19 protein-coding genes and 1 pseudogene are annotated in these 25,013 nt (G+C 71.9%); 5 read left to right on the top strand and 15 right to left on the bottom strand.

Features of this window, described 5'->3' with window-relative positions:
• Positions 1 to 44: 44 nt before the first annotated feature.
• A complete protein-coding gene (locus ACIRG6_RS28995) occupies positions 45 to 971 on the bottom strand; it encodes a proline dehydrogenase family protein (protein ID WP_364679862.1) in 927 nt (308 codons plus the stop codon).
• A 164-nt stretch (positions 972 to 1,135) separates the two neighbouring features.
• Here ACIRG6_RS28995 and ACIRG6_RS28990 point away from each other — a divergent pair, with 164 nt between their 5' ends.
• On the top strand, positions 1,136 to 2,374 hold the full coding sequence (locus ACIRG6_RS28990) for a PucR family transcriptional regulator (RefSeq protein WP_364679860.1): 1,239 nt from the start codon (positions 1,136 to 1,138) through the stop codon (positions 2,372 to 2,374).
• Here ACIRG6_RS28990 and ACIRG6_RS28985 read toward each other — a convergent pair.
• Positions 2,355 to 2,945, bottom strand: a complete 591-nt coding sequence (locus tag ACIRG6_RS28985) for a TetR/AcrR family transcriptional regulator (protein WP_364679858.1) — start codon at positions 2,943 to 2,945, stop codon at positions 2,355 to 2,357. The two genes, ACIRG6_RS28990 and ACIRG6_RS28985, sit on opposite strands and share 20 nt — an antisense overlap.
• Before the next feature lie 83 nt (positions 2,946 to 3,028).
• Between ACIRG6_RS28985 and ACIRG6_RS28980 the strand changes: the two genes are divergently transcribed.
• A complete protein-coding gene (locus ACIRG6_RS28980) occupies positions 3,029 to 4,576 on the top strand; it encodes an MFS transporter (protein ID WP_403324997.1) in 1,548 nt (515 codons plus the stop codon).
• An 8-nt stretch (positions 4,577 to 4,584) separates the two neighbouring features.
• Here the strand turns inward: ACIRG6_RS28980 and serA are convergent, their stop codons facing one another.
• The 6 genes from serA to ACIRG6_RS28950 all read right to left on the bottom strand — a co-directional run bounded on the left by serA (position 4,585) and on the right by ACIRG6_RS28950 (position 13,269).
• Positions 4,585 to 6,174: a phosphoglycerate dehydrogenase gene (serA, locus tag ACIRG6_RS28975; RefSeq protein WP_364679853.1), complete on the bottom strand. Its 1,590-nt coding sequence runs from the start codon at positions 6,172 to 6,174 to the stop codon at positions 4,585 to 4,587.
• A 267-nt stretch (positions 6,175 to 6,441) separates the two neighbouring features.
• Entirely contained in the window at positions 6,442 to 7,440 is a 999-nt protein-coding gene (gene ilvC, locus ACIRG6_RS28970) for a ketol-acid reductoisomerase (RefSeq protein WP_189234139.1), read from the bottom strand.
• A 118-nt stretch (positions 7,441 to 7,558) separates the two neighbouring features.
• Positions 7,559 to 8,083, bottom strand: a complete 525-nt coding sequence (gene ilvN / locus ACIRG6_RS28965) for an acetolactate synthase small subunit (protein ID WP_239763114.1) — start codon at positions 8,081 to 8,083, stop codon at positions 7,559 to 7,561.
• Between the two features lie 21 nt (positions 8,084 to 8,104).
• The gene (locus ACIRG6_RS28960) at positions 8,105 to 9,952 is read right to left on the bottom strand and encodes an acetolactate synthase large subunit (protein WP_403324996.1); all 1,848 of its coding nucleotides are present in this window, start codon (positions 9,950 to 9,952) and stop codon (positions 8,105 to 8,107) included.
• A 243-nt stretch (positions 9,953 to 10,195) separates the two neighbouring features.
• Entirely contained in the window at positions 10,196 to 12,343 is a 2,148-nt protein-coding gene (locus tag ACIRG6_RS28955) for a putative bifunctional diguanylate cyclase/phosphodiesterase (RefSeq protein WP_403324995.1), read from the bottom strand.
• Positions 12,253 to 13,269, bottom strand: a complete 1,017-nt coding sequence (locus ACIRG6_RS28950; RefSeq protein WP_403324994.1) for a 2-hydroxyacid dehydrogenase — start codon at positions 13,267 to 13,269, stop codon at positions 12,253 to 12,255. Before ACIRG6_RS28950 ends, ACIRG6_RS28955 begins: the two co-directional genes overlap by 91 nt.
• A 74-nt stretch (positions 13,270 to 13,343) precedes the next feature.
• Here ACIRG6_RS28950 and ACIRG6_RS28945 point away from each other — a divergent pair, with 74 nt between their 5' ends.
• Complete coding sequence (locus ACIRG6_RS28945) at positions 13,344 to 14,342, top strand: aldo/keto reductase (RefSeq protein ID WP_364679846.1); 999 nt, start codon at positions 13,344 to 13,346, stop codon at positions 14,340 to 14,342.
• 57 nt (positions 14,343 to 14,399) lie between these two features.
• On the top strand, positions 14,400 to 15,599 hold the full coding sequence (locus tag ACIRG6_RS28940) for a PQQ-dependent sugar dehydrogenase (protein WP_403324993.1): 1,200 nt from the start codon (positions 14,400 to 14,402) through the stop codon (positions 15,597 to 15,599).
• A 10-nt stretch (positions 15,600 to 15,609) separates the two neighbouring features.
• On the opposite strand, the gene ACIRG6_RS28935 is transcribed toward ACIRG6_RS28940, so the two are convergent.
• The 6 genes from ACIRG6_RS28935 to ACIRG6_RS28910 all read right to left on the bottom strand — a co-directional run bounded on the left by ACIRG6_RS28935 (position 15,610) and on the right by ACIRG6_RS28910 (position 22,885).
• Complete coding sequence (locus tag ACIRG6_RS28935) at positions 15,610 to 15,825, bottom strand: DUF6191 domain-containing protein (protein WP_403324992.1); 216 nt, start codon at positions 15,823 to 15,825, stop codon at positions 15,610 to 15,612.
• Positions 15,826 to 15,862: 37 nt separating this feature from the next.
• Positions 15,863 to 18,979: a helix-turn-helix transcriptional regulator gene (locus tag ACIRG6_RS28930; protein ID WP_403324991.1), complete on the bottom strand. Its 3,117-nt coding sequence runs from the start codon at positions 18,977 to 18,979 to the stop codon at positions 15,863 to 15,865.
• A 104-nt stretch (positions 18,980 to 19,083) separates the two neighbouring features.
• Positions 19,084 to 19,269, bottom strand: a complete 186-nt coding sequence (locus tag ACIRG6_RS28925; RefSeq protein WP_318214540.1) for a hypothetical protein — start codon at positions 19,267 to 19,269, stop codon at positions 19,084 to 19,086.
• A gap of 199 nt (positions 19,270 to 19,468) precedes the next feature.
• Positions 19,469 to 20,050 carry a hypothetical protein gene (locus ACIRG6_RS28920; RefSeq protein WP_381686110.1) on the bottom strand — a complete coding sequence of 194 codons (582 nt, stop codon included), beginning with the start codon at positions 20,048 to 20,050 and terminating at the stop codon, positions 19,469 to 19,471.
• 35 nt (positions 20,051 to 20,085) lie between these two features.
• The gene (locus tag ACIRG6_RS28915) at positions 20,086 to 20,661 is read right to left on the bottom strand and encodes a GNAT family N-acetyltransferase (RefSeq protein ID WP_403324990.1); all 576 of its coding nucleotides are present in this window, start codon (positions 20,659 to 20,661) and stop codon (positions 20,086 to 20,088) included.
• Positions 20,639 to 22,885: an MMPL family transporter gene (locus tag ACIRG6_RS28910; RefSeq protein WP_365020769.1), complete on the bottom strand. Its 2,247-nt coding sequence runs from the start codon at positions 22,883 to 22,885 to the stop codon at positions 20,639 to 20,641. Before ACIRG6_RS28910 ends, ACIRG6_RS28915 begins: the two co-directional genes overlap by 23 nt.
• 207 nt (positions 22,886 to 23,092) lie before the next feature.
• On the opposite strand from ACIRG6_RS28910, the pseudogene ACIRG6_RS28905 reads away from it, so the two are divergent.
• Positions 23,093 to 23,383, top strand: a pseudogene (locus ACIRG6_RS28905) (SAM-dependent methyltransferase); the annotation flags it as partial.
• Between the two features lie 111 nt (positions 23,384 to 23,494).
• Here ACIRG6_RS28905 and gatB read toward each other — a convergent pair.
• Positions 23,495 to 25,006, bottom strand: a complete 1,512-nt coding sequence (gene gatB / locus ACIRG6_RS28900; RefSeq protein WP_364823487.1) for an Asp-tRNA(Asn)/Glu-tRNA(Gln) amidotransferase subunit GatB — start codon at positions 25,004 to 25,006, stop codon at positions 23,495 to 23,497.
• Positions 25,007 to 25,013: the final 7 nt, after the last annotated feature.

Here is a 25,013-nt window from a genome sequence, read left to right as displayed (position 1 = left end):
GTTCCGTAACTCCTTTAACTGAGCGGTCTTGCGAGCGGGTGGGCTCAGCCCTTGCTGACCATCGAGCGGACGAAGAACCGGAGGTTCGCCGGCTTCTCCGCCAGACGGCGCATGAAGTAGCCGTACCAGTCGGTGCCGTAGGCGGTGTAGACGCGCATACGGTGGCCCTCGGCGGCCAGTCGCAGGTGCTCGTCGCTCCGGATGCCGTACAGCATCTGGAACTCGTACTCGTCGAGCTTGCGTCCGGCGGACCGGGCCAGCTCCTGGGCGATGGAGATGAGGCGGGGGTCGTGGGACCCGATCATCGGGTAGCCCTCGCCCTCCATCAGCGTGCGCAGGATGCGGACGTACGCCTTGTCGATCTCGTGCTTCTGCTGGTAGGCGACCTCTGCGGGCTCCTTGTAGGCGCCCTTCACCAACCGTACGCGACTGCCGCTGTCGGCGAGGCGGCGTGCGTCGGCCTCGGTGCGGAAGAGGTAGGCCTGGATGACGCAGCCGGTCCCCGGGACGTCCTTGCGGAGCTCCTCGTGGATGGCGAACATCGAGTCGAGGGTGGTGTGGTCCTCGGCGTCCAGGGTGACCGTGGTGCCGATCTCGGCGGCGGCCTCGACGACCGGGCGGACGTTCCTCAGGGCCAGCTCGTGGCCGCCGTCCAGCGCCTGGCCGAACATCGACAGCTTCACGGACATCTCGGCGCGGGTGCCGAGGTCGAGCGGCTTGAGCCGGTCGATCAGCTCCAGGTAGGCGTCGCGGGCGGCCTCGGCCTGGGCGGGGTTCGTGATGTCCTCGCCGACGACGTCCATCGTCAGCTCCAGGCCCTTGCCGGTGAGGTCCCGGATGATCGGCACGATCTCGTCGACCGTCTCGCCGGGGATGAACCGGTCGACGACCGGCTTGGTCACCGGCGCGGCCGAGACCAGACGTCGCATCTTGTCGCTGCGCGACGCGGCGAGAATCACGGGACCCAGCACGGGGCACCTCCACTTACCAAGCAACACAAGGCCAATACCCGACGTTTCGGGAACGGCACGGAGAACCACCGTGAAATCTAAGGACCTCCCCGATCGTCGGCCATCGACAGCTGTCACGCATCCGTACCACGGTTCTCAGACAGATGTATGAAGCGTCGGCGCATATGCGGCAGAATGCCCGGGTGACGTCGGATTCCAGAGGTGCGGCAGGTCCCGGGGGCTCCCGGGGCGACTACCAGGAACTGGTCGACGAGATCTCCGAGCTGCTGGGCGCGCCGGCGACCCTGGAGAACCGCGACTTCGAGCTGATCGCCTTCGGCGCGTACGACAGCGAGGGGGAGCTGGACCCCTCCGCCCTGGACCCGGTGCGCACCCGCTCGATCCTCACCCGCCGTTCGACGGCGGCCGTGAGGGCGTGGTTCGAGGGCTTCGGCATCACCCGGGCGACCGGCCCGGTGCGCATCCCGCCGACCCCCGAGGCGGGGGTGTACCGGGGGCGCACCTGCCTGCCGGTCCGGCACCGGGGCGTCGTCCTCGGGTACGTATGGCTCCTGGACACCGACCCGGGTCCGACGGAGCGGCAGCTCGCGGCGGCCATGGAGGTGACCGCCCGGATCGGCGCGCTGCTCGCGGACGAGGCGCAGCACGGCGCCGATCTCAGCCGGGAGCTGCGGGCCGTCCTGACCGCCGAGCGCGACTGGCAGCGGGACATGGCCGTGACCGAGCTGCGCACCGCCCTCGGCTCCCGCGCGGACACCCTGCACACCGTGGTGTGCGTGGCCCCCTGGCCCTCCGCCGATCCCGACGACGCGCCCTCGGTGCGTACGGTGCCGGGGGCGACGGCGCTGTGCACGGTGCCGTGGAGCGGGGCGGCCAGGTCGCTGGCGCTGCTGGTCCGGCTGCGCTCGACGGACGTGCTGACCCCGGCGACGTCGGCGGCGGGGCGGCTGCTGGAGCGGGCGCGCGGGACGGCGGGGGCCGCCGCGGCGGCGGGGGTCGCGGCGGGCGTCGCCGCCCCGCGCACCGGGCTGGGTGAGCTGGCGGACGCCTGGTGGGAGGCGTCGGCGGCGGCCCGTGCGGCGCTCGCCGAGACCCGGTTCGGACCGGTCGCCGAGTGGGCGTCCATCGGCCCGTTCCGTCTGCTGGCCGCACTGCCCCCGCGGTCCGCGCACGACCCCGCCGTCCGGGCGCTGCTCTCCCCCGCCCACCACGAGCTGGCCCGCACCGCCGAGGTGTACCTCGACCGCGCCGGCCAGGCCGGCCGCACCGCCGCCGAGCTGGGCATACACCGGCAGACGCTGTACTACCGGCTCTCCCGTGTGGAGCAGCTCACGGGCCTGGACCTGGACGACGGCGAGGACCGGCTGCTGCTGCACATGGCGCTCAAGGCCTACCGGCTGTAGCGGCCTCGATCACCTGGCGGAGGCCCGCGGTGAGGGCGTCGGCGTCGGGTGCGCTCTTCGGGTCGAAGGTCCACTGGGCGATGAGGCCGGTCATCAGGGTGACGTAGAACGCGCCCAGGGTGTCCGTCGTCTCGTCCGTCACGTCCTCCTCCCTGCCGCCCATGAGCAGGGGGATGATGCCGCGTCCGGCCTCGCGCTGGGCGCGGCCGAGGTGGTCGCGCAGCTCGGGCATTCGGTCGCCCATGACCAGCACTTCCATGCTGAGGCGCCAGATGGAGCCGGGCTCCCGCATGGTGCCGATGATGTTGGACCACACCTGCTGGAACCGCTCGACCGAGCCCGGTTCGGTGCCGTCCAGAGCCGGCCCCTTCCCTTCGAAGGCGCCCCCCATCCCCTCGATCAGCGCGATGTACGCCTGCGCGAGCAGGACGTCCTTCGAGCCGTAGTGGTAGCCGATGGACGCCAGGTTGGTCCCCGACTCCTTGACGATGTCCCGCGCGGTCGTACGCGCGAACCCCTTCTCCAGCAGGCAGCGCTTGGCGCCCTCGAGCAGATCCTCACGGTGTCCCATGCCGCCACCTTACCCGCCTTTCCATACGACTGTCTTAAACAATGTTCTAGACAGTCGTATAAGACGTGCGTACAGTCGCCGTCATGACAACGAACCCGCCCCGCGCCGGGCGCCGTGAGTGGACGGCGCTGGCCGTCCTGATGCTCCCGCTCCTCCTGGTCTCGATGGACGTCTCGGTCCTGTACTTCGCGATCCCCTCGATCAGCGCCGATCTGGAACCGAGCGGCACGCAGCAGCTGTGGATCTTCGACATCTACGGATTCGTCCTGGCCGGCCTGCTGATGACGATGGGGTCGCTGGGCGACCGCGTCGGGCGGCGCAGGCTGCTGCTGATCGGCGCGGCGGCCTTCGGCGCGGCCTCCGCGGTGGCCGCCTACGCACACAGCGCCGAGACCCTCATCGCGGCCCGTGCGGTCCTCGGCATCGGCGGCGCGACCCTGATGCCGTCGACGATGGCGCTGATCCGCACGATGTTCTCCGACCCCTCGCAGCGGGCGAAGGCGATCGGGCTGTGGTCCGGGGTGATGACGGCGGGCATCGCGCTCGGCTCGGTGATGAGCGGCGTGCTGGTCGAGTACTTCTGGTGGGGCTCGGTCTTCCTGGTCAACCTGCCCGCGATGGCCCTGCTGCTGGTCCTCGGCCCGGTGCTGCTCCCCGAGTCGAAGAACCCCTCCCCCGGCCGCTTCGACCTGCTCAGCGTTCCGCTGTCGATGGCGGCGGTCCTGCCCGTGATCTACGGCCTGAAGGAGATCCCGACCGAGGGCTGGCACGTGGAGTACGTGATGTCGGTGACCGTCGGCCTGCTCTTCGCGGCACTGTTCGTGCACCGCCAGCGCACCGCCGCGTCCCCGCTGATCTCACCGCAACTGTTCCGCACGCGCGGCTTCACCCCGGCCGTCGTCCTCAACCTGGTGTCGGCCTTCGGGATGATGGGCTCCTCCTACTACACCACCCAGTACCTCCAGTCGGTGCTGGACAAGAGCGCGCTGGAGGCCGCGCTGTGGGCCCTGCTGCCGTCGGTGCCGATCGGTCTCGCCGCGCCGCTCGCCATGCGGCTGGTCCAGCGGGGCGTGGAGCGGGCGTACGTCGTTGCGGGCGGATTCGTGGTCGCGGCGGCCGGGTACGGCCTGCTGGCCCTCTCCGGCACCGACTCCCTGTGGCTGCTGCTGGGTGCGTGCGCGGTCATGGCGAGCGGCATCGTCGCGGTGATGTCCCAGCTCGCCGACCTGGCGCTCAGCTCCGCACCGGTCGAGAAGGCAGGCGCGGCATCCTCCCTGATGGAGACCGGCACCGAGTTCGGCGGCGCCCTGAGCCTGGCCGTCCTCGGCTCGGTCGGCACGGCCGTGTACCACCGCGAGATGCCGGCGGCGGCGCCGGACGCGGCCCGGGAGACTCTGGGCGGCGCGCTGGCCGTCGCGCGTGACCTTCCCGGGACCGCGGGAGAGGCGCTGGCGACGGCGGCGCGGGCGGCGTTCACCCATGGGATGCAGGGCGCGGCCGTCGCGGGCGCGGTGCTGCTGTTGGTGGCGGCCGTCCCCGCGGCGCGAGCACTGCGCGGAATCCGGGTGCGCGAGGAGGCGGAGACGGCAAACGCCGGACAGACCGACTCGCTCGGCCCGTCCGGCGTTTGAGAAAGATGTCAGACCAGGTTCACCGACCGGGCCGACGCGGCCCCGATCTCCGCCGCGACCTCCGCCAGCACCCCGGAGGGCACCGTGTCGTCGACGGTCAGCACCGCGAGGGCCTCGCCGCCGACGGTCGCACGGGCGACCTGCATGCCGGCGATGTTGAGACCCGCCTCGCCGATGATCCGGCCGACGGTGCCGACGACGCCCGGACGGTCCTCGTAGCGCAGCACCACCATGTGGTCGGCGAGGGCGAGGTCGACGTCGTACTCGCCGATGGCGACGATCTTCTGCACGTGCTTCGGGCCGGCCAGCGTGCCGGAGACCGACACCTCCTGGCCGTCGGAGAGGGTGCCGCGCACGGTGACCACGTTGCGGTGGTCGGCCGACTCGGAGCTGGTGGTCAGGCGGACCTCGACACCGCGCTCCTGCGCGAACAGCGGGGCGTTGACGTAGGACACGGTCTCGTCGACGACGTCCTCGAAGACACCCTTGAGGGCGGAGAGCTCCAGCACCTTCACGTCGTGCTGGGTGATCTCGCCGTAGACCTCGACGTCGAGACGGACGGCGACCTCGCCGGCCAGCGCGGTGAAGATGCGGCCGAGGCGCTCGGCGAGCGGCAGACCCGGCTTGACGTCCTCGGCGATGACGCCGCCCTGGACGTTCACCGCGTCGGGGACCAGCTCACCGGCGAGGGCGAGGCGCACCGACTTGGCGACGGCGATGCCGGCCTTCTCCTGGGCCTCGTCGGTGGAGGCACCGAGGTGCGGGGTGCAGACGACCTGGTCGAACTCGAACAGCGGCGAGTCGGTGCACGGCTCCTTGGCGTACACGTCCAGGCCGGCACCGGCGACGCGGCCCTCCTTCAGCGCCGAGTACAGCGCCTCCTCGTCGACGATGCCGCCGCGCGCGGCGTTGACGATGCGGACGCTCGGCTTGACCTTGCGCAGCGCCTCGTCGCCGATCAGGCCGAGGGTCTCGGGGGTCTTGGGCAGGTGGACGGTGATGAAGTCGGAGACCTCGAGGAGCTCGTCCAGCGACAGCACCTTGACGCCCATCTGCGCGGCGCGCGCGGGCTGCACGTAGGGGTCGTAGGCGACGACCTTCATGCCGAAGGCGGACATGCGCTGCGCGACGAGGGCGCCGATGCGGCCGAGGCCGACGACGCCGAGGGTCTTCTCGGCGAGCTCGACGCCGGTGTACTTGCTGCGCTTCCACTCGCCGTTCTTGAGCGCGGCGTTGGCCTGCGGGATGTTGCGGGCGGTGGCGACGAGCAGACCGCAGGCCAGCTCGGCGGCGGTGACGATGTTGGAGGTCGGGGCGTTCACGACCATCACGCCGGCCTTGGTGGCGGCGGAGACGTCCACGTTGTCCAGACCGACGCCGGCTCGTGCGACGACCTTCAGCTTCTTGGCGGCGGCGATGGCCTCGGCGTCGACCTTGGTGGCGGAGCGGACCAGGATCGCGTCCACGTCGGCGATGGCGGGCAGCAGTTCGGCCCGGTCCGCGCCGTTGCAGTGGCGGATCTCGAAGTCGGGGCCAAGCGCGTCCACGGTCGCGGGCGACAGCTCTTCAGCGATGAGTACGACGGGTTTCGAGCTCACGTGAGTCCTCACAAGTCCAATGCGGACGGCCGTCCCGACGGCCGCAGGCGGTGGAGGGTTGAGTGGCCGCGTGGAAGACGCACGACGCTGTGAGCCTGACGCGTATGTTCTGCAGCAGTCTAGTGGCGTGGCGGAGGTCGTCCTGCGCCTCTGCGGAAGGATCACCCGTCCGTGGCTGGACGGGATGGACAACGCCGTACGTACGACGTTACCCCGGGTTCGCCGAAGGGGCCGGAGCGATGTGCTCCGGCCCCTCGGCCGTGAGGCTTACGCCTCCTCGTCGACCCAGCTCATGAGCTTGCGCAGCTCCTTGCCGGTGGTCTCCAGCAGGTGCTCGGAGTCCTGCTGCTTGTACTCGTTGTACTTCTTCAGACCGCCGTGGTACTCGTCCATCCAGTTCTTGGCGAACGTGCCGTCCTGGATCTCGGCGAGGACCTTCTTCATCTCGGCCTTGGTGGCGTCGGTGATGATCCGCGGGCCGGTGACGTAGTCGCCCCACTCGGCGGTCTCGGAGATCGACCAGCGCATCTTCTCCAGGCCGCCCTCGTACATGAGGTCCACGATCAGCTTCAGCTCGTGCAGGCACTCGAAGTAGGCGATCTCCGGCTGGTAGCCCGCCTCGGTCAGCGTCTCGAAGCCCGCCTTGACCAGGGCCGCGGTGCCACCGCAGAGGACGGCCTGCTCACCGAACAGGTCGGTCTCGGTCTCCTCGGTGAAGGTCGTCTTGATGACGCCGGCGCGGGTGCCGCCGATGCCCTTCGCGTACGACAGGGCCAGCGCGAAGGCGTTGCCGGTCGCGTCCTGCTCGACGGCGGCGATGCACGGAACGCCGCGGCCCTCCTCGTACTGACGGCGCACCAGGTGGCCCGGGCCCTTCGGGGCGACCATGCAGACGTCCACGCCGGCCGGGGGCTTGATGAAGCCGTAGCGGATGTTGAGGCCGTGACCGAAGAACAGCGCGTCGCCGTCCTTCAGGTTGTCCTTGATGTGCTCCTCGTAGACCTGGGCCTGGATGGGGTCCGGGACGAGGATCATGATGACGTCGGCCTCGGCGGCGGCCTCGGACGGGCTCACCACGCGCAGGCCCTGCTCCTCGGCCTTGGCCTTGGACTTGGAGCCTTCGTGCAGACCGACGCGCACGTCGACGCCGGAGTCGCGCAGCGACAGGGCGTGGGCGTGGCCCTGGCTGCCGTAACCGATGACCGCGACCTTGCGGCCCTGGATGATGGACAGGTCGGCGTCGGCGTCGTAGAACAGCTCGGCCACTGGGTTCTCTCCTTGTGTGCAGGTGTTGCGTCCCACCGTATGCCGGTGAGGGGAAGGGAAGTTTCGGGGTCTCGGAATGCGGGCGGCCGGGCGTGGCGCCGCCCGCCCGCTTCCGTCGTTATGCGGACCGGTCGAGTGCGCGCAGCGAGCGGTCCGTGATCGAACGGGCGCCGCGGCCGATGGCGATCGTGCCGGACTGGACGAGTTCCTTGATGCCGTACGGTTCCAGCATCTTGAGCATGGCGGACAGCTTGTCGCTGCTGCCGGTGGCCTCGATGGTGACGGCCTCCGGGGAGACGTCGACCGTCTTGGCGCGGAAGAGCTGGACGATCTCGACGATCTGGGAGCGCGTCTCGTTGTCGGAGCGCACCTTCACCAGAACGAGTTCGCGCTGCACGGCCTGGGCCGGCTCCAGCTCGACGATCTTGAGCACGTTGACCAGCTTGTTGAGCTGCTTGGTCACCTGCTCCAGCGGGAAGTCCTCGACGCTCACGACGATGGTGATGCGGGAGATGTCGGGGTGCTCGGTGACGCCGACGGCGAGCGAGTCGATGTTGAAGCCGCGGCGGGAGAAGAGGGCGGTGATCCGCGCCAGGACGCCGGGGGTGTTCTCCACCAGGACGGAGAGCGTGTGCTTGGACATGGTCTCTTCGGTCTCTCTCGCTCAGTCGTCTTCGTTGTCGCCGAAGTCGGGGCGGACGTCCCGGGCGGCCATGATCTCGTCGTTGGAGGTGCCGGCGGCGACCATCGGCCAGACCATCGCGTCCTCGTGGACGATGAAGTCGACGACGACGGGGCGGTCGTTGACGGAGTTCGCCTCCTCGATGACCTTGTCGAGGTCGGCGGGGTCCTCGCAGCGGATGGCGTAGCAGCCCATGGCCTCCGACAGCTTGACGAAGTCGGGGACGCGGGTGCCGCGGGCGTCCGGGTTGATGTCCTCGGGACCGGAGTGCAGCACCGTGTTGGAGTAGCGCTGGTTGTAGAACAGGGTCTGCCACTGGCGGACCATGCCGAGGGCGCCGTTGTTGATGACGGCGACCTTGATCGGGATGTTGTTCAGGGCGCAGGTGGTCAGTTCCTGGTTGGTCATCTGGAAGCAGCCGTCGCCGTCGATCGCCCAGACGGCCCGGTCGGGCACGCCGGCCTTGGCACCCATGGCGGCCGGGACGGCGTAGCCCATGGTTCCGGCGCCGCCCGAGTTCAGCCAGGTGGCGGGCTGCTCGTACTGGACGAAGTGCGCGGCCCACATCTGGTGCTGGCCGACGCCGGCCGCGAAGATCGTGCCCTCGGGCGCGAGCTGTCCGATGCGCTCGATGACCGCCTGCGGGGAGAGCGAGCCGTCCTCGGGCTGGTCGTAGCCCAGGGGGTAGGTGTCGCGCCAGCGGCTGAGGTCCTTCCACCAGGCGGTGTAGTCGCCCCGGTTGCCCTCGCTGTACTCCTTCTGGACGGCCTGGACCAGGTCGGCGATGACCTCGCGGGCGTCGCCGACGATCGGCACGTCGGCCTCGCGGTTCTTGCCGATCTCCGCCGGGTCGATGTCGGCGTGGACGATCTTGGCGTACGGGGCGAAGCTGTCCAGCTTGCCGGTGACGCGGTCGTCGAAGCGGGCTCCGAGGGCGACGATCAGGTCGGCCTTCTGCAGCGCGGTGACGGCGGTGACCGCACCGTGCATGCCCGGCATTCCCACGTGCAGCGGGTGGCTGTCGGGGAATGCGCCGAGCGCCATCAGGGTGGTGGTGACGGGCGCTCCGGTGAGTTCGGCGAGGACCTTCAGCTCGGCGGTGGCCCGGGCCTTGAGGACGCCGCCGCCGACGTAGAGCACGGGGCGCTTCGCGGCGGTGATCAGCTTGGCCGCCTCGCGGATCTGCTTCGCGTGCGGCTTGGTGACCGGGCGGTAGCCGGGCAGGTCCATGACCGGCGGCCAGGAGAAGGTCGTCTGCGCCTGCAGCACGTCCTTCGGGATGTCGACGAGGACCGGACCGGGGCGGCCGGTCGAGGCGATGTGGAACGCCTCCGCGATCGTCTTCGGGATGTCCTCGGCCTTGGTGACCAGGAAGCTGTGCTTGGTGATCGGCATCGTGATGCCGACGATGTCCGCCTCCTGGAAGGCGTCCGTGCCGATCGCCTTGGTGACGACCTGCCCGGTGATCGCGACCAGCGGCACCGAGTCCATGTTCGCGTCGGCGATCGGCGTCACCAGGTTGGTGGCGCCGGGGCCCGAGGTCGCCATGCAGACGCCGACCTTTCCGGTCGCCTGCGCGTAACCGGTGGCCGCGTGGCCCGCACCCTGCTCATGACGGACGAGCACGTGGCGCACCCGGCTGGAGTCCATCATCGGGTCGTACGCGGGGAGGATCGTGCCCCCGGGAATGCCGAATACGGTGTCGACCCCGACCTCCTCAAGCGAGCGGATGAGGGACTTCGCACCCGTGACGTGCTCGGGAGCGGACTGGTGTCCTCCGGATCGGGGCCGCGGCTGCGGGTGATGGGCCCCGGTGGCCTGCTCGGTCATCGGCATTCTCTTCTCGATGCTGAGGGTTTTTGCGAGGATTGGGCGATCTGCGGCTGCTGCTCGGCAGGTGCCTGTGCAACAAAAAACCCCTCGTGCCATAAGGCAAGCGAGGGGAGCGCGCCGGGTGTGGGTCGCTGGGAGTCCGGGTCGGTCCGGACGTCACCAGCTTCAGCCGACGCGCTTTCCAAGTACGAGAATTCGGGTGCGCATGGCACTGACCCTCCCCCCGGCACGCACTCACTGTCAAGTGGGTGGGACGGGCGTCTCATCATGTGAGCGGAGTGCCGTTCCACCTCCCAGGACGGCCGGCATCCCGACGCCCACGCCACCGGCGACCGGTCCGGCGGGAGCCTTGCCGACGCCCGCGCCTACGGTGTTGGTGTACACCCCCGCGCCCCCGCCGGCGAACACCGGTTCGGCCGGTCCGTGCGGCACCGAGTAGTGGCCGGTTCCGAGCGCTCTGCGCAGCCGGTGCTCGTCCAGCGGCCCGGAGAAGGCCATGCCCTGCCCGTGCGTGCAGCCCATCGCCCGCAGGGCGACGATCTGCTCGGGCAGGTCCACTCCGTCGGCCACGGACGCGAGCCCGAGGTCGGCGGCGATGCGGAGCAGCCCACTGGTGATCTTGTGCAGCCGCGCGGACTCGACGACGCCCTCGACCAGGCTGCGGTCCAGCTTGAGGACGTCGACGGGGAGCCGCCTGAGGGCGGTGATCGCCGCGTAGCCGCTGCCGAAGCCGTCGAGGGTGATCCGGACGCCTACCCGCCGCAGGGCGTTGAGCCGGCGCTCCAGCTCGTCCAGGCCGACCCGGGGGTCGGTGTCGGACAGCTCGATCACCAGGGAGCCCGGCGGCAGCCCGTGCCGGGTCAGCAGGGCCTCCGCGGAGCCCAGCGGCATGGAGCGGTCGAGCAGCCGGCGGGCGCCGATGCGCACGGCCACCGGCACCGACAGACCCGCCGCCGCCCGTTCCGCGGCCTGCTCGACGGCCTCCTGGAGCACCCAGCGGTCCAGCTCGGCGGTCTTGTCGCCGTCCTCGGTGACCCGCAGGAACTCGGCGGGGGTGAACAGCACGCCCTGGGACGAGCGCCACCGTGCCTGCGCGCAGACGGATGTGATCCTGCCGTCCGTCAGGGACACCACCGGCTGGTGCAGCAGGGCGAACTCGCCGTCGTGCAGCGCGGCCCGCAGCCGGCCCGCCAGCTCGGCCTTGCGTACGACGTCCTGCTGCATCTGCGGGCGGTACAGCTCGACGCGCCCCTTGCCGCCCGCCTTGGCGCGGTACATGGCGAGGTCGGCGTTGCGCAGCAGCTCGCCCGCGCCGAGGCCCGGTTCGGCGAACGCGACGCCGATGGAGGCGTTGACGCGGACATCGTTGCCGTCGATGAGGTAGGGCTGCGAGAGCGTCGTCCTCAGGCGGTCGGCGAGCTCCAGGATGTGGCCCTCGCGTGCGGTCCGGTCGCGGGTGCCGTCCCCGGCGATCAGGGCGGCGAACTCGTCGCCGCCGAGCCGGGAGGCGGTGTCCCCCTTGCGGACGGCCTCCTGGAGTCTGCGCGCGGCCTGGACGAGGAGCTCGTCCCCGGCCTGGTGCCCGATGGTGTCGTTGACCGCCTTGAAGCCGTCGAGGTCGATGAAGAGCACCGCCGTGCCGCGCAGGGCGGCGCCGCGGTCGGAGGCGCGGCGGCCGGACAGGGCCTGCTGGACGCGCCGGGTGAACAGGGCGCGGTTGGGCAGGTCGGTGAGCGGGTCGTGTTCGGCGTTGTGCTGGAGCTGCGCCTGGAGGCGCACTCTTTCCGTCACGTCCCGGCTGTTGAAGATGAGGCCGCCGTGGTGCCGGTTGACGGTCGACTCGACGTTGAGCCAGCCGCCGTCCCCGGAGCGGAAGCGGCACTCGATGCGCGTGGTGGCTTCCTCGACCGGGTCGGCGGCGAGGAAGCGGCGCACCTCGTGCACCACGCAGCCGAGGTCCTCCGGGTGGATGAGCCCCGCCAGTTCGCTGCCGACGAGGTCCTCGGCCGGGCGGCCGTAGACACCGGCGGCGGCCGGGGAGACGTAGCGGAGGATGCCGTTGGGCGCGGCGATCATGATGACGTCGCTGGAGCCCTGCACCAGGGAGCGGAAGTGGTTCTCCTTCTGGGCCAGTTCCTGGGTGAGGGTGATGTTGTCGAGCAGCATGATGCCCTGGCGTACGACCAGCGCGAGCACCACCGTGCCGCAGGTCAGCAGCACCACGCGGTCGACGCTGCGGCCGTTGAGGACGTTGTAGAGGATCCCCAGGGTGCAGACCGCGGCGGCGAGGTAGGGCGTCAGCGCGGCCAGCGACCCGGCGATGGGCCGGGCGGCCGGGTAGCGGCTGTGCTCGTCACCCGGCGCGGGGGCGGGCTCGGCGGCGGGCACCGGACGAGGGTCCGCCGGGCGCCGGCCCGGCACGTGCTCGTGGACCACCCGCGTGTGTCCGCCGGCTCCGTCCTCGCCCTGCGGCCGTCCGCGCCACGACGTCGCCCAGGGGGCGTACGCCAGCGAGCCTGCCACAGGGGGTGGCCCGGGGGCAGCGGTTCGGGGTCGGTGACGTCGAGGGCGGCGGTGACGCGTCCGCTCTCCAGTTCGGCGAGCAGCGCCTTGGTGTCGACGACCGGGCCGCGCGCCACGTTGACGAGCAGGGCCCCGTCCTTCATCCGGGCCAGGAAGTCCGCGTTCACGAGGCCGCGGGTCGCCTCGGTGAGCGGCGTGGAGAGGATGACGACGTCCGCCTCCGGGAGCAGGGCGGGCAGTTCGGTGAGCGGGTGCACCGGACCGCGCGCCGTGGTGCGAGCGGAGCGCGCGACGCGCGCCACCCGCGCGACCTCGAACGGCACGAGCCGGTCCTCGATCGCGGCGCCGATCGACCCGTATCCGACGATGAGCACGTTCCGGTCGGCGAGCGCCGGCCGGAAGCCGCCGAGCCACTCGCCCCGGTCCTGCGCGCGCACGAAGTCGGGAACACCGCGCAGCGACGCCAGGATCAGGGTCAGGGCCAGCTCCGCGGTACTGGCCTCGTGCACACCGCGCGCGTTGCACAGCCGCACGCCCGCGGGCAGGTGACCGAGTCCGGGCTCCACGTGGTCGATGCCGGCGGAGAGCGTCTGGACGACCTGCACCGACCGCATCTGCGGCAGCGGGCGTATCCCGAGCCCGCTGGGCTTCATGTAGGGGACGACGTAGAACGCGCAGTCGGCCGGGTCGGCGGGGAAGTCCTCCTCGCCGTTCCAGTAACGGTATGCGGGGCCCTCGGGGAGGCCCTCGATCTCGTCCGGCGGGATGGGCAGCCACACGTCAGCAGTCATGTCAGGAGGCTATGTCAGGACCGTGGAACGCAGAGGTTAGGTTGGGTGGCCTGACGAGGGAGGGTCACGACCAGGTGGAGCGCAGGACGATCGGCGCGACGGCACTCGCTGTGGGGGCCGTCGGACTGGGGTGCATGCCGATGAACTGGGCGTACAGCGCGTCGCGGCAGCGGGGGGACGAGTCGGTCAGGGCGGTGCACCGGGCCCTCGACCTCGGCGTCTCCCTGCTGGACACGGCGGACATGTACGGCCCGTTCACCAACGAGCTGCTGCTGGGGCGGGTGTTGAAGGAGCGGCGCTCCGATGCGTTCGTGTCGACGAAGGTCGGACTGCTCGTCGGTGATCAGCACATCGTGGCCAACGGCCGTCCCGGCTATGTGAGGCGTGCCTGCGACGCCTCCCTGCGCCGGCTGCAGACGGACGTCATCGACCTCTACCAACTGCACCGGCCGGACCCGGAGGTGCCCGTCGAGGAGACCTGGGGCGCGATGGCGGAGCTGGTGAGGGCCGGGAAGGTGCGGGCGCTCGGCCTGTGCGCGGTCGGTGCCCGGTCGGCCCGGCGGCCGGGGGCGCGGCTGCACGACGCGACCGTGCGGCAGCTGGAGCGGGTGCAGCAGGTCTTCCCGGTGAGCGCCGTGCAGGCCGAGCTGTCGGTGTGGTCGCCGGAGGCGCTGCGGACGCTGCTGCCGTGGTGCGAGAGCAGGGGCGTCGGTTTCCTCGCCGCGATGCCGCTGGGCAACGGCTTCCTCACCGGCACCCTGACCCCCGGGCAGGGCTTCGAGCCGGAGGACCTGCGGGCCCGGCATCCCCGTTTCACCGCCGAGATGATGGCCGCCAACCAGCCGATCGTGGCCGGGCTGCGCCGGATCGCGGCCCGGCACGGCGACGACGTCACTCCGGCGCAGGTTGCGCTGGCCTGGGTGCTGGCACAGGGGCGGCACGTGGTGCCGGTGCCGGGCACCAAGCAGGAGCGCTGGGTGACGCAGAACGCGGGGGCGGCCTCGCTGCGGCTGACCGGGCCGGACCTTGCGGAGGTCGGCGGCCTGCCGACGGCGCAGGGCTCGTGGGACTGAGGCGGTGGTCCGGGTGCGGGATTCCGTGATGGGGAACCTGGAGAGGCCCGGCGGTGTATGACAGGGAGAACCCGCTGCGTCGAAGGGACTCCGATCGTGCGACGTCGATCCGTGACGGCCGTGCTGGCCGCCGCCCTCCTGCTGACGGCCGGCTGCTCCTCCGGTGACGGGGAGCCGTCGGGCGCGGACGGGAGCGCCTCCGCCGGACGAACGACGGCGGGGTCGTCGCCCCCGGGCCCGGCCGCCGAGGAGACACCGCCCGCGAAGGGCTCCGTGAAGGTGGTCCGCACGGTCACCACGGGCCTGAAGAGTCCGTGGGGTCTGGCACCGCTGCCGGGCGGTGGCCTGCTGGTGTCCTCGCGTGACGAGGCCACCATCACGCGGGTCGACGAGAAGACGGGCCGCAAGACGGAGCTCGGCGAGGTGCCCGGGGTGTCGCCCGCAGGGGAAGGCGGCCTGCTGGGCATCGCCCTTTCCCCCGACTACGCGTCGGACCACCTGGTCTACGCCTACTTCACCTCGGCCTCGGACAACCGCATCGTGCGCATGCTGTACGACGCGAAGAAGCCGCCGGGAGAGCAGCTGGGCGCCCCGGACACGGTGTTCAAGGGCATTCCCAAGGGCGTCATCCACAACGGCGGCCGGATCGCGTTCGGGCCGGACGGGATGCTGTACGCCGGCACGGGCGAGACCGGTGAGAGGGGCCTGTCGCAGGACAAGGAGTCCCTCGGCGGCAAGATCCTGCGCCTGACGCCGGAGGGCGAGCCGGCGCCCGGCAACCCGTTCCCGGACTCCCCGGTGTACTCGTACGGGCACCGCAACGTGCAGGGGCTGGCCTGGGATGCGAAGCAGCGGCTGTTCGCCTCGGAGTTCGGGCAGGACACCTGGGACGAGCTGAACGCGATCAGGCCCGGGGGCAACTACGGCTGGCCGGAGGCGGAGGGCAGGTCCGGCGACTCCGCCTTCGTGAACCCCGTCGCCCAGTGGAGCACCGACGAAGCCTCGCCCAGCGGCGTCGCCTTCGCCGAGGGTTCCGTGTGGATGGCGGGCCTGCGGGGCGAGCGGCTGTGGCGCGTCCCGCTGAAGGGGACGCAGACCTCGGCCGACCCGCAGGCGTTCCTGAAGGGCGAGTACGGCCGGCTGCGCACGGTGGCCGCGGCGGGCGGCGACAAGCTGTGGCTCGTGACCAGCAACACGGACGGCCGGGGCGACGCGAAGGACGGGGACGACCGGATCCTGGAGCTGCAGGTGACGTAGGGGGCGCCCGTCACGCCTCCGGCGGTTCCACGGTGGACGCCCGCGGCCCGGCCCCGGGCGTCCCGGAACTCGCCCGGTGGACCACGACCTTGCCCGAGGCGAGGTCTATCGGGCCGCGGCCCGGGTCGCCGTCGCCGACGTCCTTCCGGGTCAGTTCGAGCCGGTTCTGCTCGTCGCTGGTGTGCTTGCGGCCGGGGGCGAACAGCTCCTGGAAAGCGTCGAACACGTGTCCTCCCTCGATCGGCGTCCCTCCAGCGTAGGCCTCACTCGGCCGAACGGGTGGTGAGCGCCCCGGCCGGGAACAGCGCCAGCCGGTGCGCCAGCGCCGCCGCCTCGCCGCGGCCCGAGACGCCGAGCTTGGCCAGGATGTTGGAGACGTGGACGCTGGCGGTCTTGGGCGAGATGAAGAGCTCCTCGGCTATCTGGCGGTTGGTGCGGCCGTCGGAGACCAGGCGCAGGACGTCGCGTTCCCGGCTGGTGAGACCGAGTGCGCCGGCCGGGTCGTCGGGGGCGGTGGCCGGTTCGGCGGCGCGGCCGAGGACGAGCCCGGCGCGCAGGGCGAGCCGGTCGACGGCGTCGCCGAGCGGGCGGGCGCCGAGGTGGCCGGCGACGGTGCGGGCGAGGCGGAGCAGTTCCGTGGCGCGGGCCCGCTCGTCGTCGCCGCCGGCGGCCAGCAGGGCGCCGGCCAGCCGGTGGCGGACGCGGGCGAGGTCGTAGGGCCGCTCCAGGCACTCGAACGCGGTGACCGTCTCCGACCAGGTCCGTACGGTGTCCCGGCCCCGGGCGCGGTCGAGTTCGGCGCGGACCCACCGCTCGTGGGCGAGCCAGACCGGGGCGCCCGTGGTGAGCGACTTGGCGGCCCGTTCGAGGCGTTCGAGTACCCCGGCGCGGCCCTGCTCGGTGGCGGGCAGTTCGTGTGCGTCGGCCTCGGCCTCGGCGGCGGCCAGCAGCAGGGGCCAGCCGTAGCGCTGGGTGCCGGGCGGGAAGCCGGCCGTCAGGACCCGGTCGAGTTCGGCCCGGGCGTCGAGGACACGGCCCTCGGCGGCGGCGACGCCGATGGTGAGGGTGGCGAGCGGCAGATGGTACTGCGGCGTGACGTTGTGCGTGCCGTAGGCGGCGCGGGCCTCGGCGAGCAGCCGGGCGGCCTCGGTCGTCTCACCGCGGGCGAGCGCGACGACGGCGCGCTTGAGGCAGGCGCCGCCGCGTGGTGCGGGCCCCCTGCCCGGGGCCGCGGCGGTGAGCGCGGCCTCGATCGCCTCGTCCCAGCGGCCCAGGGAGATGAGGGACTCGGCGAGGTTGCCCCACACCCAGGCCTCGGACTCCAGCAGGCCCGTGCGGCGGGTGAGCTCGATGCCCTCGCGCAGGATGCCGACCGCCTCCTCGGAGCGGCCGATGCTCTCCAGGACCGAGGGCAGGTTGACATGGCTGCGGGCCACCACGACGGACTGCCCCTGCGCCACGACCCGGTCCCGGACCTGGTACATCTCGGCGAGCCCCGCGTCGATGTGGCCGGAGTCGACCATCAGTCCGCCGAGGGTGAGCCGGGCGTTGAGTTCGATGTCGGCGGCGCCCACCATCCGCGCGTACTCCACGGCGCGCTCCGCGGCGGTCACCGCGTCCGGGCCGGGATTGTGGAGCATCGACCAGTTGGCCGCCATGGCCAGCACCTCGGCGTGCACCTTGGACGGTGGCAGCCCGCGGACCAGTTCCTGGGCGATGCCGAGCTCACGCCAGCCGTCGCCGCGGCCCTGGGCCTGGACCAGCAGGGAGCGCTGCGTCCAGAACCAGGCGGCGCGCTGCGGGTCCCGTCCGCTCGGCCGGGCGTCGGGGCCGGATTCCTGCTCCTCCTCCAGCAGGCGCAGCGCCCGCTTGGTGATCTTCAGGGCGCGCTCGCGCTCCCCGCACAGCCGTCCGGCCACGGCGGCCTCGGCCATCAGGTCGAGGTAGCGCAGGGGCGCGGTCTCCGGGTGGCAGCCGCAGGGCGGATAGACCTCGGTGTAGTCGACGGGGCGCAGGGTGGCGCGTACGTCGTCGGGGGCGGCGTCCCACAGTTCCATGGCCCGTTCCAGCAGCCGGAGCTGCTCGGAGTAGGCGTGGCGGCGGCGGGCCTCGACGGAGGCGTCCAGTACGGCGGGCAGGGCCCTGGCCGGGTCGTGGGCGTGGTACCAGTAGCTGGCCAGGCGCATCACGCGCTCGGCGGCGGGCACCAGCGTCGGATCGGCGTCCAGGGCCTCGGCGTAGCGGCGGTTGAGGCGGGAGCGCTCGCCGGGGAGCAGGTCGTCGGCGACGGCCTCGCGGACCAGGGAGTGGCGGAAGCGGTAGCCGTCGCCGTCCGGCGCGGGGAGCAGGAGGTTGGCGTTCACGGCGGCCCGCAGCGCCTCGATGAGGTCGTCCTCGGCGAGCCCGGCGACGGCGGCGAGCAGCCGGTACTCCACCGTGGAACCGCCCTCGGCGACGATCCGGGCGACGCGCTGCGCGCTCTCGGGCAGGGCCTCGACGCGGACCAGGAGCAGGTCGCGCAGGGAGTCGGTGAGGCCGGTGCAGCAGCCCTCGTGGGCGGCGACGGCGAGTTCCTCGACGAAGAAGGCGTTGCCGTCGGAGCGCTCGAAGATCTCGTCGACCTGGAGCTGGTCGGGTTCGTGGGCGAGGATGCCGGCGATCTGGCGGCCGACCTCGTCGCGGGTGAAGCGGCCGAGTTCGATGCGGCGGACGGTGCGCAGGCGGTCGAGTTCGGCGAGCAGGGGGCGCAGCGGGTGGCGGCGGTGGATGTCGTCGGAGCGGTAGGTGGCCAGGACGACGAGGCGGCCGGTGCGCAGGGTGCGGAAGAGGTAGGCGATCAGGTGCCGCGTGGAGGCGTCGGCCCAGTGCAGGTCCTCCAGGACGAGGACGACGGTGTGCCGGGCGGCGACGCGCTCCAGCAGGCGGGCGGTGAGTTCGAAGAGGCGGGCCATGCTCTCCTCGTCGTGCCGTCCGCCGCCGGCGCCGGGGACGGTCTCGCCCAGTTCGGGCAGCAGCCGGGCCAGTTCCTCCTCCTGCCCGGCGGCAGCGGCGGCCAGCTCCGCGGGCAGTTCGCGGCGCAGGGCGCGCAGCGCGGTGGAGAAGGGGGCGAAGGGCAGCCCGTCGGCGCCGATCTCGACGCAGCCGCCGAGTGCGACGACGGCGCCCTGCCGGCGTGCGGCGGTGGCGAACTCCTCGACGAGGCGGGTCTTGCCGACGCCCGCCTCGCCGCCGAGCAGCAGTGCCTGCGGCTCTCCGGCGCCGGACGACTGGGGGGTGCCCCCGCCGGCGGCGCGGACGAGTGAGTCGTGCAACGTGTCCAGTTCGCCTGCGCGGCCGATGAACACGGGACTGACGGACCTGGTCTCCACGTGCCCGAGCATCGCACGCGGGTCCGGCGGCGGGGCACCGGTTTTCGGAAGCAGGGCGGTGGGCGGCACGACGGCGGGGAGGGAGGCCGTGCGGCCTCCCTCCCCGGTCCCCCCGTTCACGCGGCCCGGGCGAACCGGTGCCTGCGCAGCCGGGACGTATGGCTCTCCGCCGGGGCCGCGCCGTGGCGGGCGTCCCGGCGGGCGGCGCGACGGGCCCGGACGGCCTCGCGGGCCAGCCTGGCCTGGTCGGCCCGGCGGATCAGTTCGGCGGCGCGGAGCTGCTGGATCTCGTACTCGTACATGGTGTGTCCCTCGGTGAGAGGCCGGTTTCGGATTCGCTCGCTTGCGATGCCTCTACCTTCGTCTCCCAGGGGGGTGGGCCACATCGGGTAAGTTCCGCATCTTCGGTGCCCGCGCGGGGCCTTAGACACGGGTGAGGGGTCTTAGGGCGCGCGCCGGGGGCGCGCTGATGCCCTAAGACCCCTCACGGGTCGCGGAACGTCAGCCCACGGACGGCACGGCCATCATGACGTCGGTGTACTTGAGCACGGCGAGGATCAGGCCGATCACGCCCAGCGCGACGCCGGCCCAGGAGACCGACTTGATCCAGGCGGCCTGCGGCTTGCCGGGCGCGCCGAACGCGGGCCGGACCAGCACCACGACGCCGACGATCAGTGCGACCAGCGCGAAGGCGCCGCCCCACAGCGCCGTGGCCTGCCAGGCGTCGCCGTAGCCCTTCTCGAGCATGGTCTGGACGTTGGAGGACTGGGTCGTCTCCAGCTGCCCGAAGACCGCCTCTCGGGCGGAGGCCACCGTGCCGACCCAGCTCCCGGTCAGCGACACGATGCCCAGCCCGGCGGAGACGACGGCGCCGGCGCCCTGGCCGACACCCGTCGGGCCGTCCTTCTCGACGGCACCCGCGTCGGCATACGTCCCGGCGTCGGTCTCGTCCACCGCGGGGTCCTCGACCGCGGTGGAGTCACCGTCCACGGCCGTGTTCTCGGTGGCCTCGGTCTTCGCCACCTCGTCCACCTTGTCCTGGTCGGTCTTGCCGGCGGTCTCGTCCACTGTCTTCGTTCCCATGCCTCGCACCGTACGGACGCTCTCTGAGAGGTCCCTTAATGATCGTTGTGAGCCCCGCGCGCGCGTGCCGCACGCCACTCGGGCGCCAGCACGGCCCACACCTCCATGTCCTGGCGGGCGCCCCGATAGGGGAAGCTCTCGCGCAGTATGCCCTCCCGCACCATGCCGAGCCGCCGGGCCGCGTTGACACTGGGGGTGTTCGCGGACGACGCGTGCCACTCCACGCGGTGCATGCCGCGCTCGTCGAAGGCCCAGTCGATCAGGACGCGGGCGCCGCGGGTGACGAGGCCCCGGCCCGTTCCGGCCGGCTCCAGCCAGCAGCCGATCTCGCAGACGCCGGTGGCCGCGTCGAAGACGCGGAAGAGCAGCCCGCCGACGAGCTTGCCGTCCAGCCACAGCCCGTGCAGGAAGCCGCTGTCGGCGGCGTGCCGGTCGGCGTAGGACTGGAGCAGTTCCCGGGCGGAGCCGACGTCGGTGGCCTTCGCGCCGAAGGGGATGTGCCGGGTGATGAAGTCCCTCCCCCGGTCCAGATGGGCCAGGAACTCCTCGGCGTGCCAGGTCTCCAGGGGGCGCAGTTCGGCTCCGTCGTCACCCAGTGATATCGCGTACATCGCGCTGCCGTTCCTCCTCCGCCAGGACGTCCGCCGCTTCGGCGTCCGTCGCCGCGGCCAGCCTCTCATGGGCGGCGCGGCACTCGGGCGGCTCGATGCTGAGGCGGGGCAGCCAGGCGTCCAGCCGGCGCGGCAGCCACCAGTTGGCCCGGCCGAGCAGGTGCATCAGCGCGGGCACCAGGAGCGTGCGGAGCACGAAGGCGTCCAGGGCGACGGCGGCGGCGAGCGCGATGCCGAACATGGCGATCACCCGGTCGCCGCTGAGCACGAAGGCGAGGAACACCGAGATCATGATGACCGCGGCGGAGTTGATCACGCGGCTGGTCTCGGCGAGGCCGACGCGCACGGCCCGGCGGTTGTCGCCGGTCTCCAGCCACTCCTCGTACATCCGGCTGACCAGGAAGACCTGGTAGTCCATGGAGAGCCCGAAGAGCACCGACACCATGATCACGGGCAGGAAGGGCTCGATCGGGCCCGCGCTGCCGAGCCCGAGCAGTTCGCTGCCCCAGCCCCACTGGAAGATCGCGACGACGATCCCGAAGGAGGCGGCCACGGCGGCGACGTTCATCGCCGCGGCCTTGACCGGGATGCCGACGGAGCGGAAGGCCAGCAGGAGCAGCAGGCAGCCGAGCCCGACGACGACCCCGACGAACAGGGGCAGCTTGCCGACGATGACCCCGGCGAAGTCGTCGTAGCCCGCCGTCACTCCGCCGACGTGCACGTCGAGCGAGGTGCCGGTCTCGGCACGCGGCAGCACCTCGGAGCGCAGCCGCTCGACGAGGTCGCTGGTCGTCCGGGACTGCGGGGCCGACTCGGGCACGACGGCGAGGTACGCGGTGTCGCCGCCGGAGTTGTACGTCACCGGCGTCACCGAGGAGACCCCCTCGGTGGTGCGCAGGGAGGCGTCCAGGTTGTCCAGGGCGAGCCGGTCCTCGGCGCCGCCCACCTCGGTGACCAGGGTGAGGGGTCCGTTCACGCCGGGTCCGAAGCCGTCGGCGAGCAGGTCGTAGGCCTGGCGGGTGGTCGTGCCCCGGGGGTCGTTGCCCTGGTCGGAGGTGCCCAGGCGCAGTCCGAGGGTGGGCAGGGCGAGGACCGTGACGACGACCAGGGCGAGGACGCCGAGCAGCTTGGGGTGGCGCTCGACGAACGCCGACCAGCGGGCGGCGAGCCCGGTCGGCAGCTCGGGTTCGGGCCCGTGCTCGGCGAGTCTGCGCCGCTCGCGGCGGCTCAGGGCGCGCGGGCCGATGTACGACAGCAGGGCCGGCAGCAGCGTCACGGAGGCGGCGACGGTGAGCACGACGGTCAGCGAGGCGGCGATGGCCACGCCGTTGAGGAAGCTGAGCCGGAGGATCAGCATGCCGAGGAGGGCGATGCAGACGGTGGCGCCCGCGAAGACGACCGCGCGTCCCGTGGTCGCGACGGCACTGGTGGCGGCCTCGGTGACGGACAGGCCGCGCTTCAGTCCGCGCCGGTGCCGGGTGACGATGAACAGCGCGTAGTCGATGCCCACGCCGAGTCCGATGAGGGTGCCCAGCATGGGCGCGAAGTCGGCGACGGTCATGGCGTGGCCGAGCAGGGTGATGCCGGCGTAGGCGGTGCCGACGGAGACCAGTGCCGTGGCGATGGGCAGCAGGGACGCGGCGAGGGACCCGAAGGCGAGGAACAGCACGACCGCGGCGACGGCCACGCCGACGGCCTCGGCGAGGTGGCCGCCGGAGGACTCGGTGAGCGCGACGGCGCTGCCGCCCAGTTCGACCTCGAGCCCGTCGGCCTCGGCGGCCCTGGCGGTGTCGACGACCGCGCGCGCCTGGGCCGCGTCGATGTCCTGGGCCGGGGCGCCGAAGGTGACCGTGGCGTACGCCGTCTGGGCGTTCTCGCTGATCAGGCCCGAGTCGGGATCGTCGTAGGGGTTGGTCACCGTGGCCACCCCGGGCAGCTCCGCTATGCGGTCCAGGGTGCGGGTCATGGTCTGTTCGACGTCGGCCGCACGGACCGTCCCGGACGTGGTGTGCCAGACGACGGTGTCGCTGTCGCCGCCGAGTCCGGGGAAGCCCGACGCGAGCAGCCGGGAGGCGCGGTCGGAGTCGGTGCCGGGAACGCCGTAGTCGTTGGAGTAGGCGGAGCCGGAGACGACCGCGGCCGTGGCGACCCCGCCGAGGGCGAGGAGCCAGAGCAGAACGGCGACGAGGCGGCGCTGGACACACCAGCGTGCGAGGGCTGCCACGAAACGTGCTCCCGGATGTCTGATTGTGGATCTTTGTCAGGGAACAGTCGTTCATGGTGTGAACAGCCCGCAAAGAACGCATGAGCAATGCGAAGCCACTCTTGCAGTCGGACGTGATCATTTGCGTATTTCGTGGTCTTCTTCACAACACCGGGAGACGGGTCCCCGGACAATCAGGTGAACTCCGCCGTGTCGCGCGGCCGGAAATCCCGGCTGCTCAAGCCCGGCGGGCGGATCGGCGTCGTCGTACCGGCGCTGCGTGAGGAGCCGGAGGGCGTGGAGCCGCGGCACTGGACGCGCGGTGGCGCCGTGGAGGTCGAGGCCGCGGACTGGCAGCCGGACGGCCGGCGGGACCGGCCGCGGTGGAGCGAGGTATGTGCGAAGGAGAGCCCGAGCGAGTTCATGGCGGGGATGGCACGCGGCTCGGTGGAGCTGCTGCGCACCGACGAGGGGCGCGCGCTGGGCTTCGCACGGGTCGTGGGGCGCCGTACGGCGTGACACCGTGCCGTGCGCCGTGACGGACACGGTGCGACCCACCGCCCCACGGCGGGACACGCCGAGGGGGATGCACCGTGACCGGTGCATCCCCCGAAGCGGTGAGAGCCGGCGTCAGCCCTCGACGCCCAGCTTCTCCAGGATCAGCTCCTTGACGCGGGCCGCGTCCGCCTGACCCCGGGTCGCCTTCATGACCGCGCCGACCAGGGCGCCGACCGCGGCCACCTTGCCACCGCGGATCTTGTCGGCGACGCCCGGGTTGCCGGCGATGGCCTCGTCGACGGCGGCGGTCAGCGCGCCCTCGTCGGAGACGACCTTCAGGCCGCGCTTGTCGACGACCTCGTCCGGCGTGCCCTCACCCGCGAGGACACCCTCGATGACCTGGCGGGCCAGCTTGTCGTTCAGGTCGCCCTTCGTGACCAGCTCGGTCACCCGGGCCACCTGCTGCGGCGTGATCGCCAGCTCGTCCAGCGACTTCTGGGACTCGTTGGCGCTGCGGGCCAGCTCGCCCATCCACCACTTGCGGGCCGAGGCCGCGTCGGCACCGGCGTCGATCGTGGCGACGATCGGGTCCAGCGCACCGGCGTTGAGGATGGCCTGCATGTCGGTGCCGGAGATGCCCCACTCCTCGCGGAGCCGGTTGCGGCGCACCAGCGGCAGTTCGGGAAGGGCTGACCGGATCTCCTCGACCCACTCGCGGGACGGGGCCACCGGCACCAGGTCGGGCTCTGGGAAGTACCGGTAGTCCTCGGCCTCCTCCTTCACGCGGCCCGAGGTCGTGGACCCGGTGTCCTCGTGGAAGTGGCGGGTCTCCTGGATGATCGTGCCGCCGCTGTTCAGGACCGCCGCGTGCCGCTGGATCTCGAAGCGGGCCGCGCGCTCCACGGACCGCAGCGAGTTCACGTTCTTGGTCTCGGAGCGGGTACCGAACTTCTCGGTGCCGTTCGGACGCAGCGACAGGTTGACGTCGCAGCGCATCTGGCCCATCTCCATCCGGGCCTCGGACACGCCGAGCGCGCGGATGACCTCGCGCAGCTCGCGGACGTACGCCCGCGCGACCTCCGGCGCACGCTCCCCCGCGCCCTCGATCGGCTTGGTGACGATCTCGATGAGCGGGATGCCGGCGCGGTTGTAGTCCAGCAGGGAGTGGGACGCGCCGTGGATACGGCCGGTGGCGCCGCCGACGTGCGTCGACTTGCCGGTGTCCTCCTCCATGTGGGCGCGCTCGATCTGGACGCGGAAGGTCTCGCCGTCCTCCAGCTGCACGTCGAGGTAGCCGTTGAAGGCGATCGGCTCGTCGTACTGGGAGGTCTGGAAGTTCTTCGGCATGTCCGGATAGAAGTAGTTCTTCCGGGCGAAGCGGCACCACTCGGCGATCTCGCAGTTGAGCGCGAGGCCGATTTTGATCGCCGACTCGACGCCGGTCGCGTTGACGACCGGGAGCGCGCCGGGCATGCCGAGGCAGACGGGGCAGGTCTGGGTGTTCGGGTCGGCGCCCAGTGCGGTCGAACAGCCGCAGAACATCTTGGTCCGGGTGCCGAGTTCGACATGGACCTCGAGGCCCATGACGGGGTCGTACGACGCCAGCGCGTCCTCGTACGACACCAGGTCGGTCGTGGTGGTCACGGTGAAA

It is taken from the genome of Streptomyces flaveolus (assembly GCF_044765825.1).
GTDB classification, from domain to species: domain Bacteria; phylum Actinomycetota; class Actinomycetes; order Streptomycetales; family Streptomycetaceae; genus Streptomyces; species Streptomyces flaveolus.
Note: the sequence above shows the minus strand (reverse complement) of the source record. Positions and strands in the feature narration are given on the sequence as shown.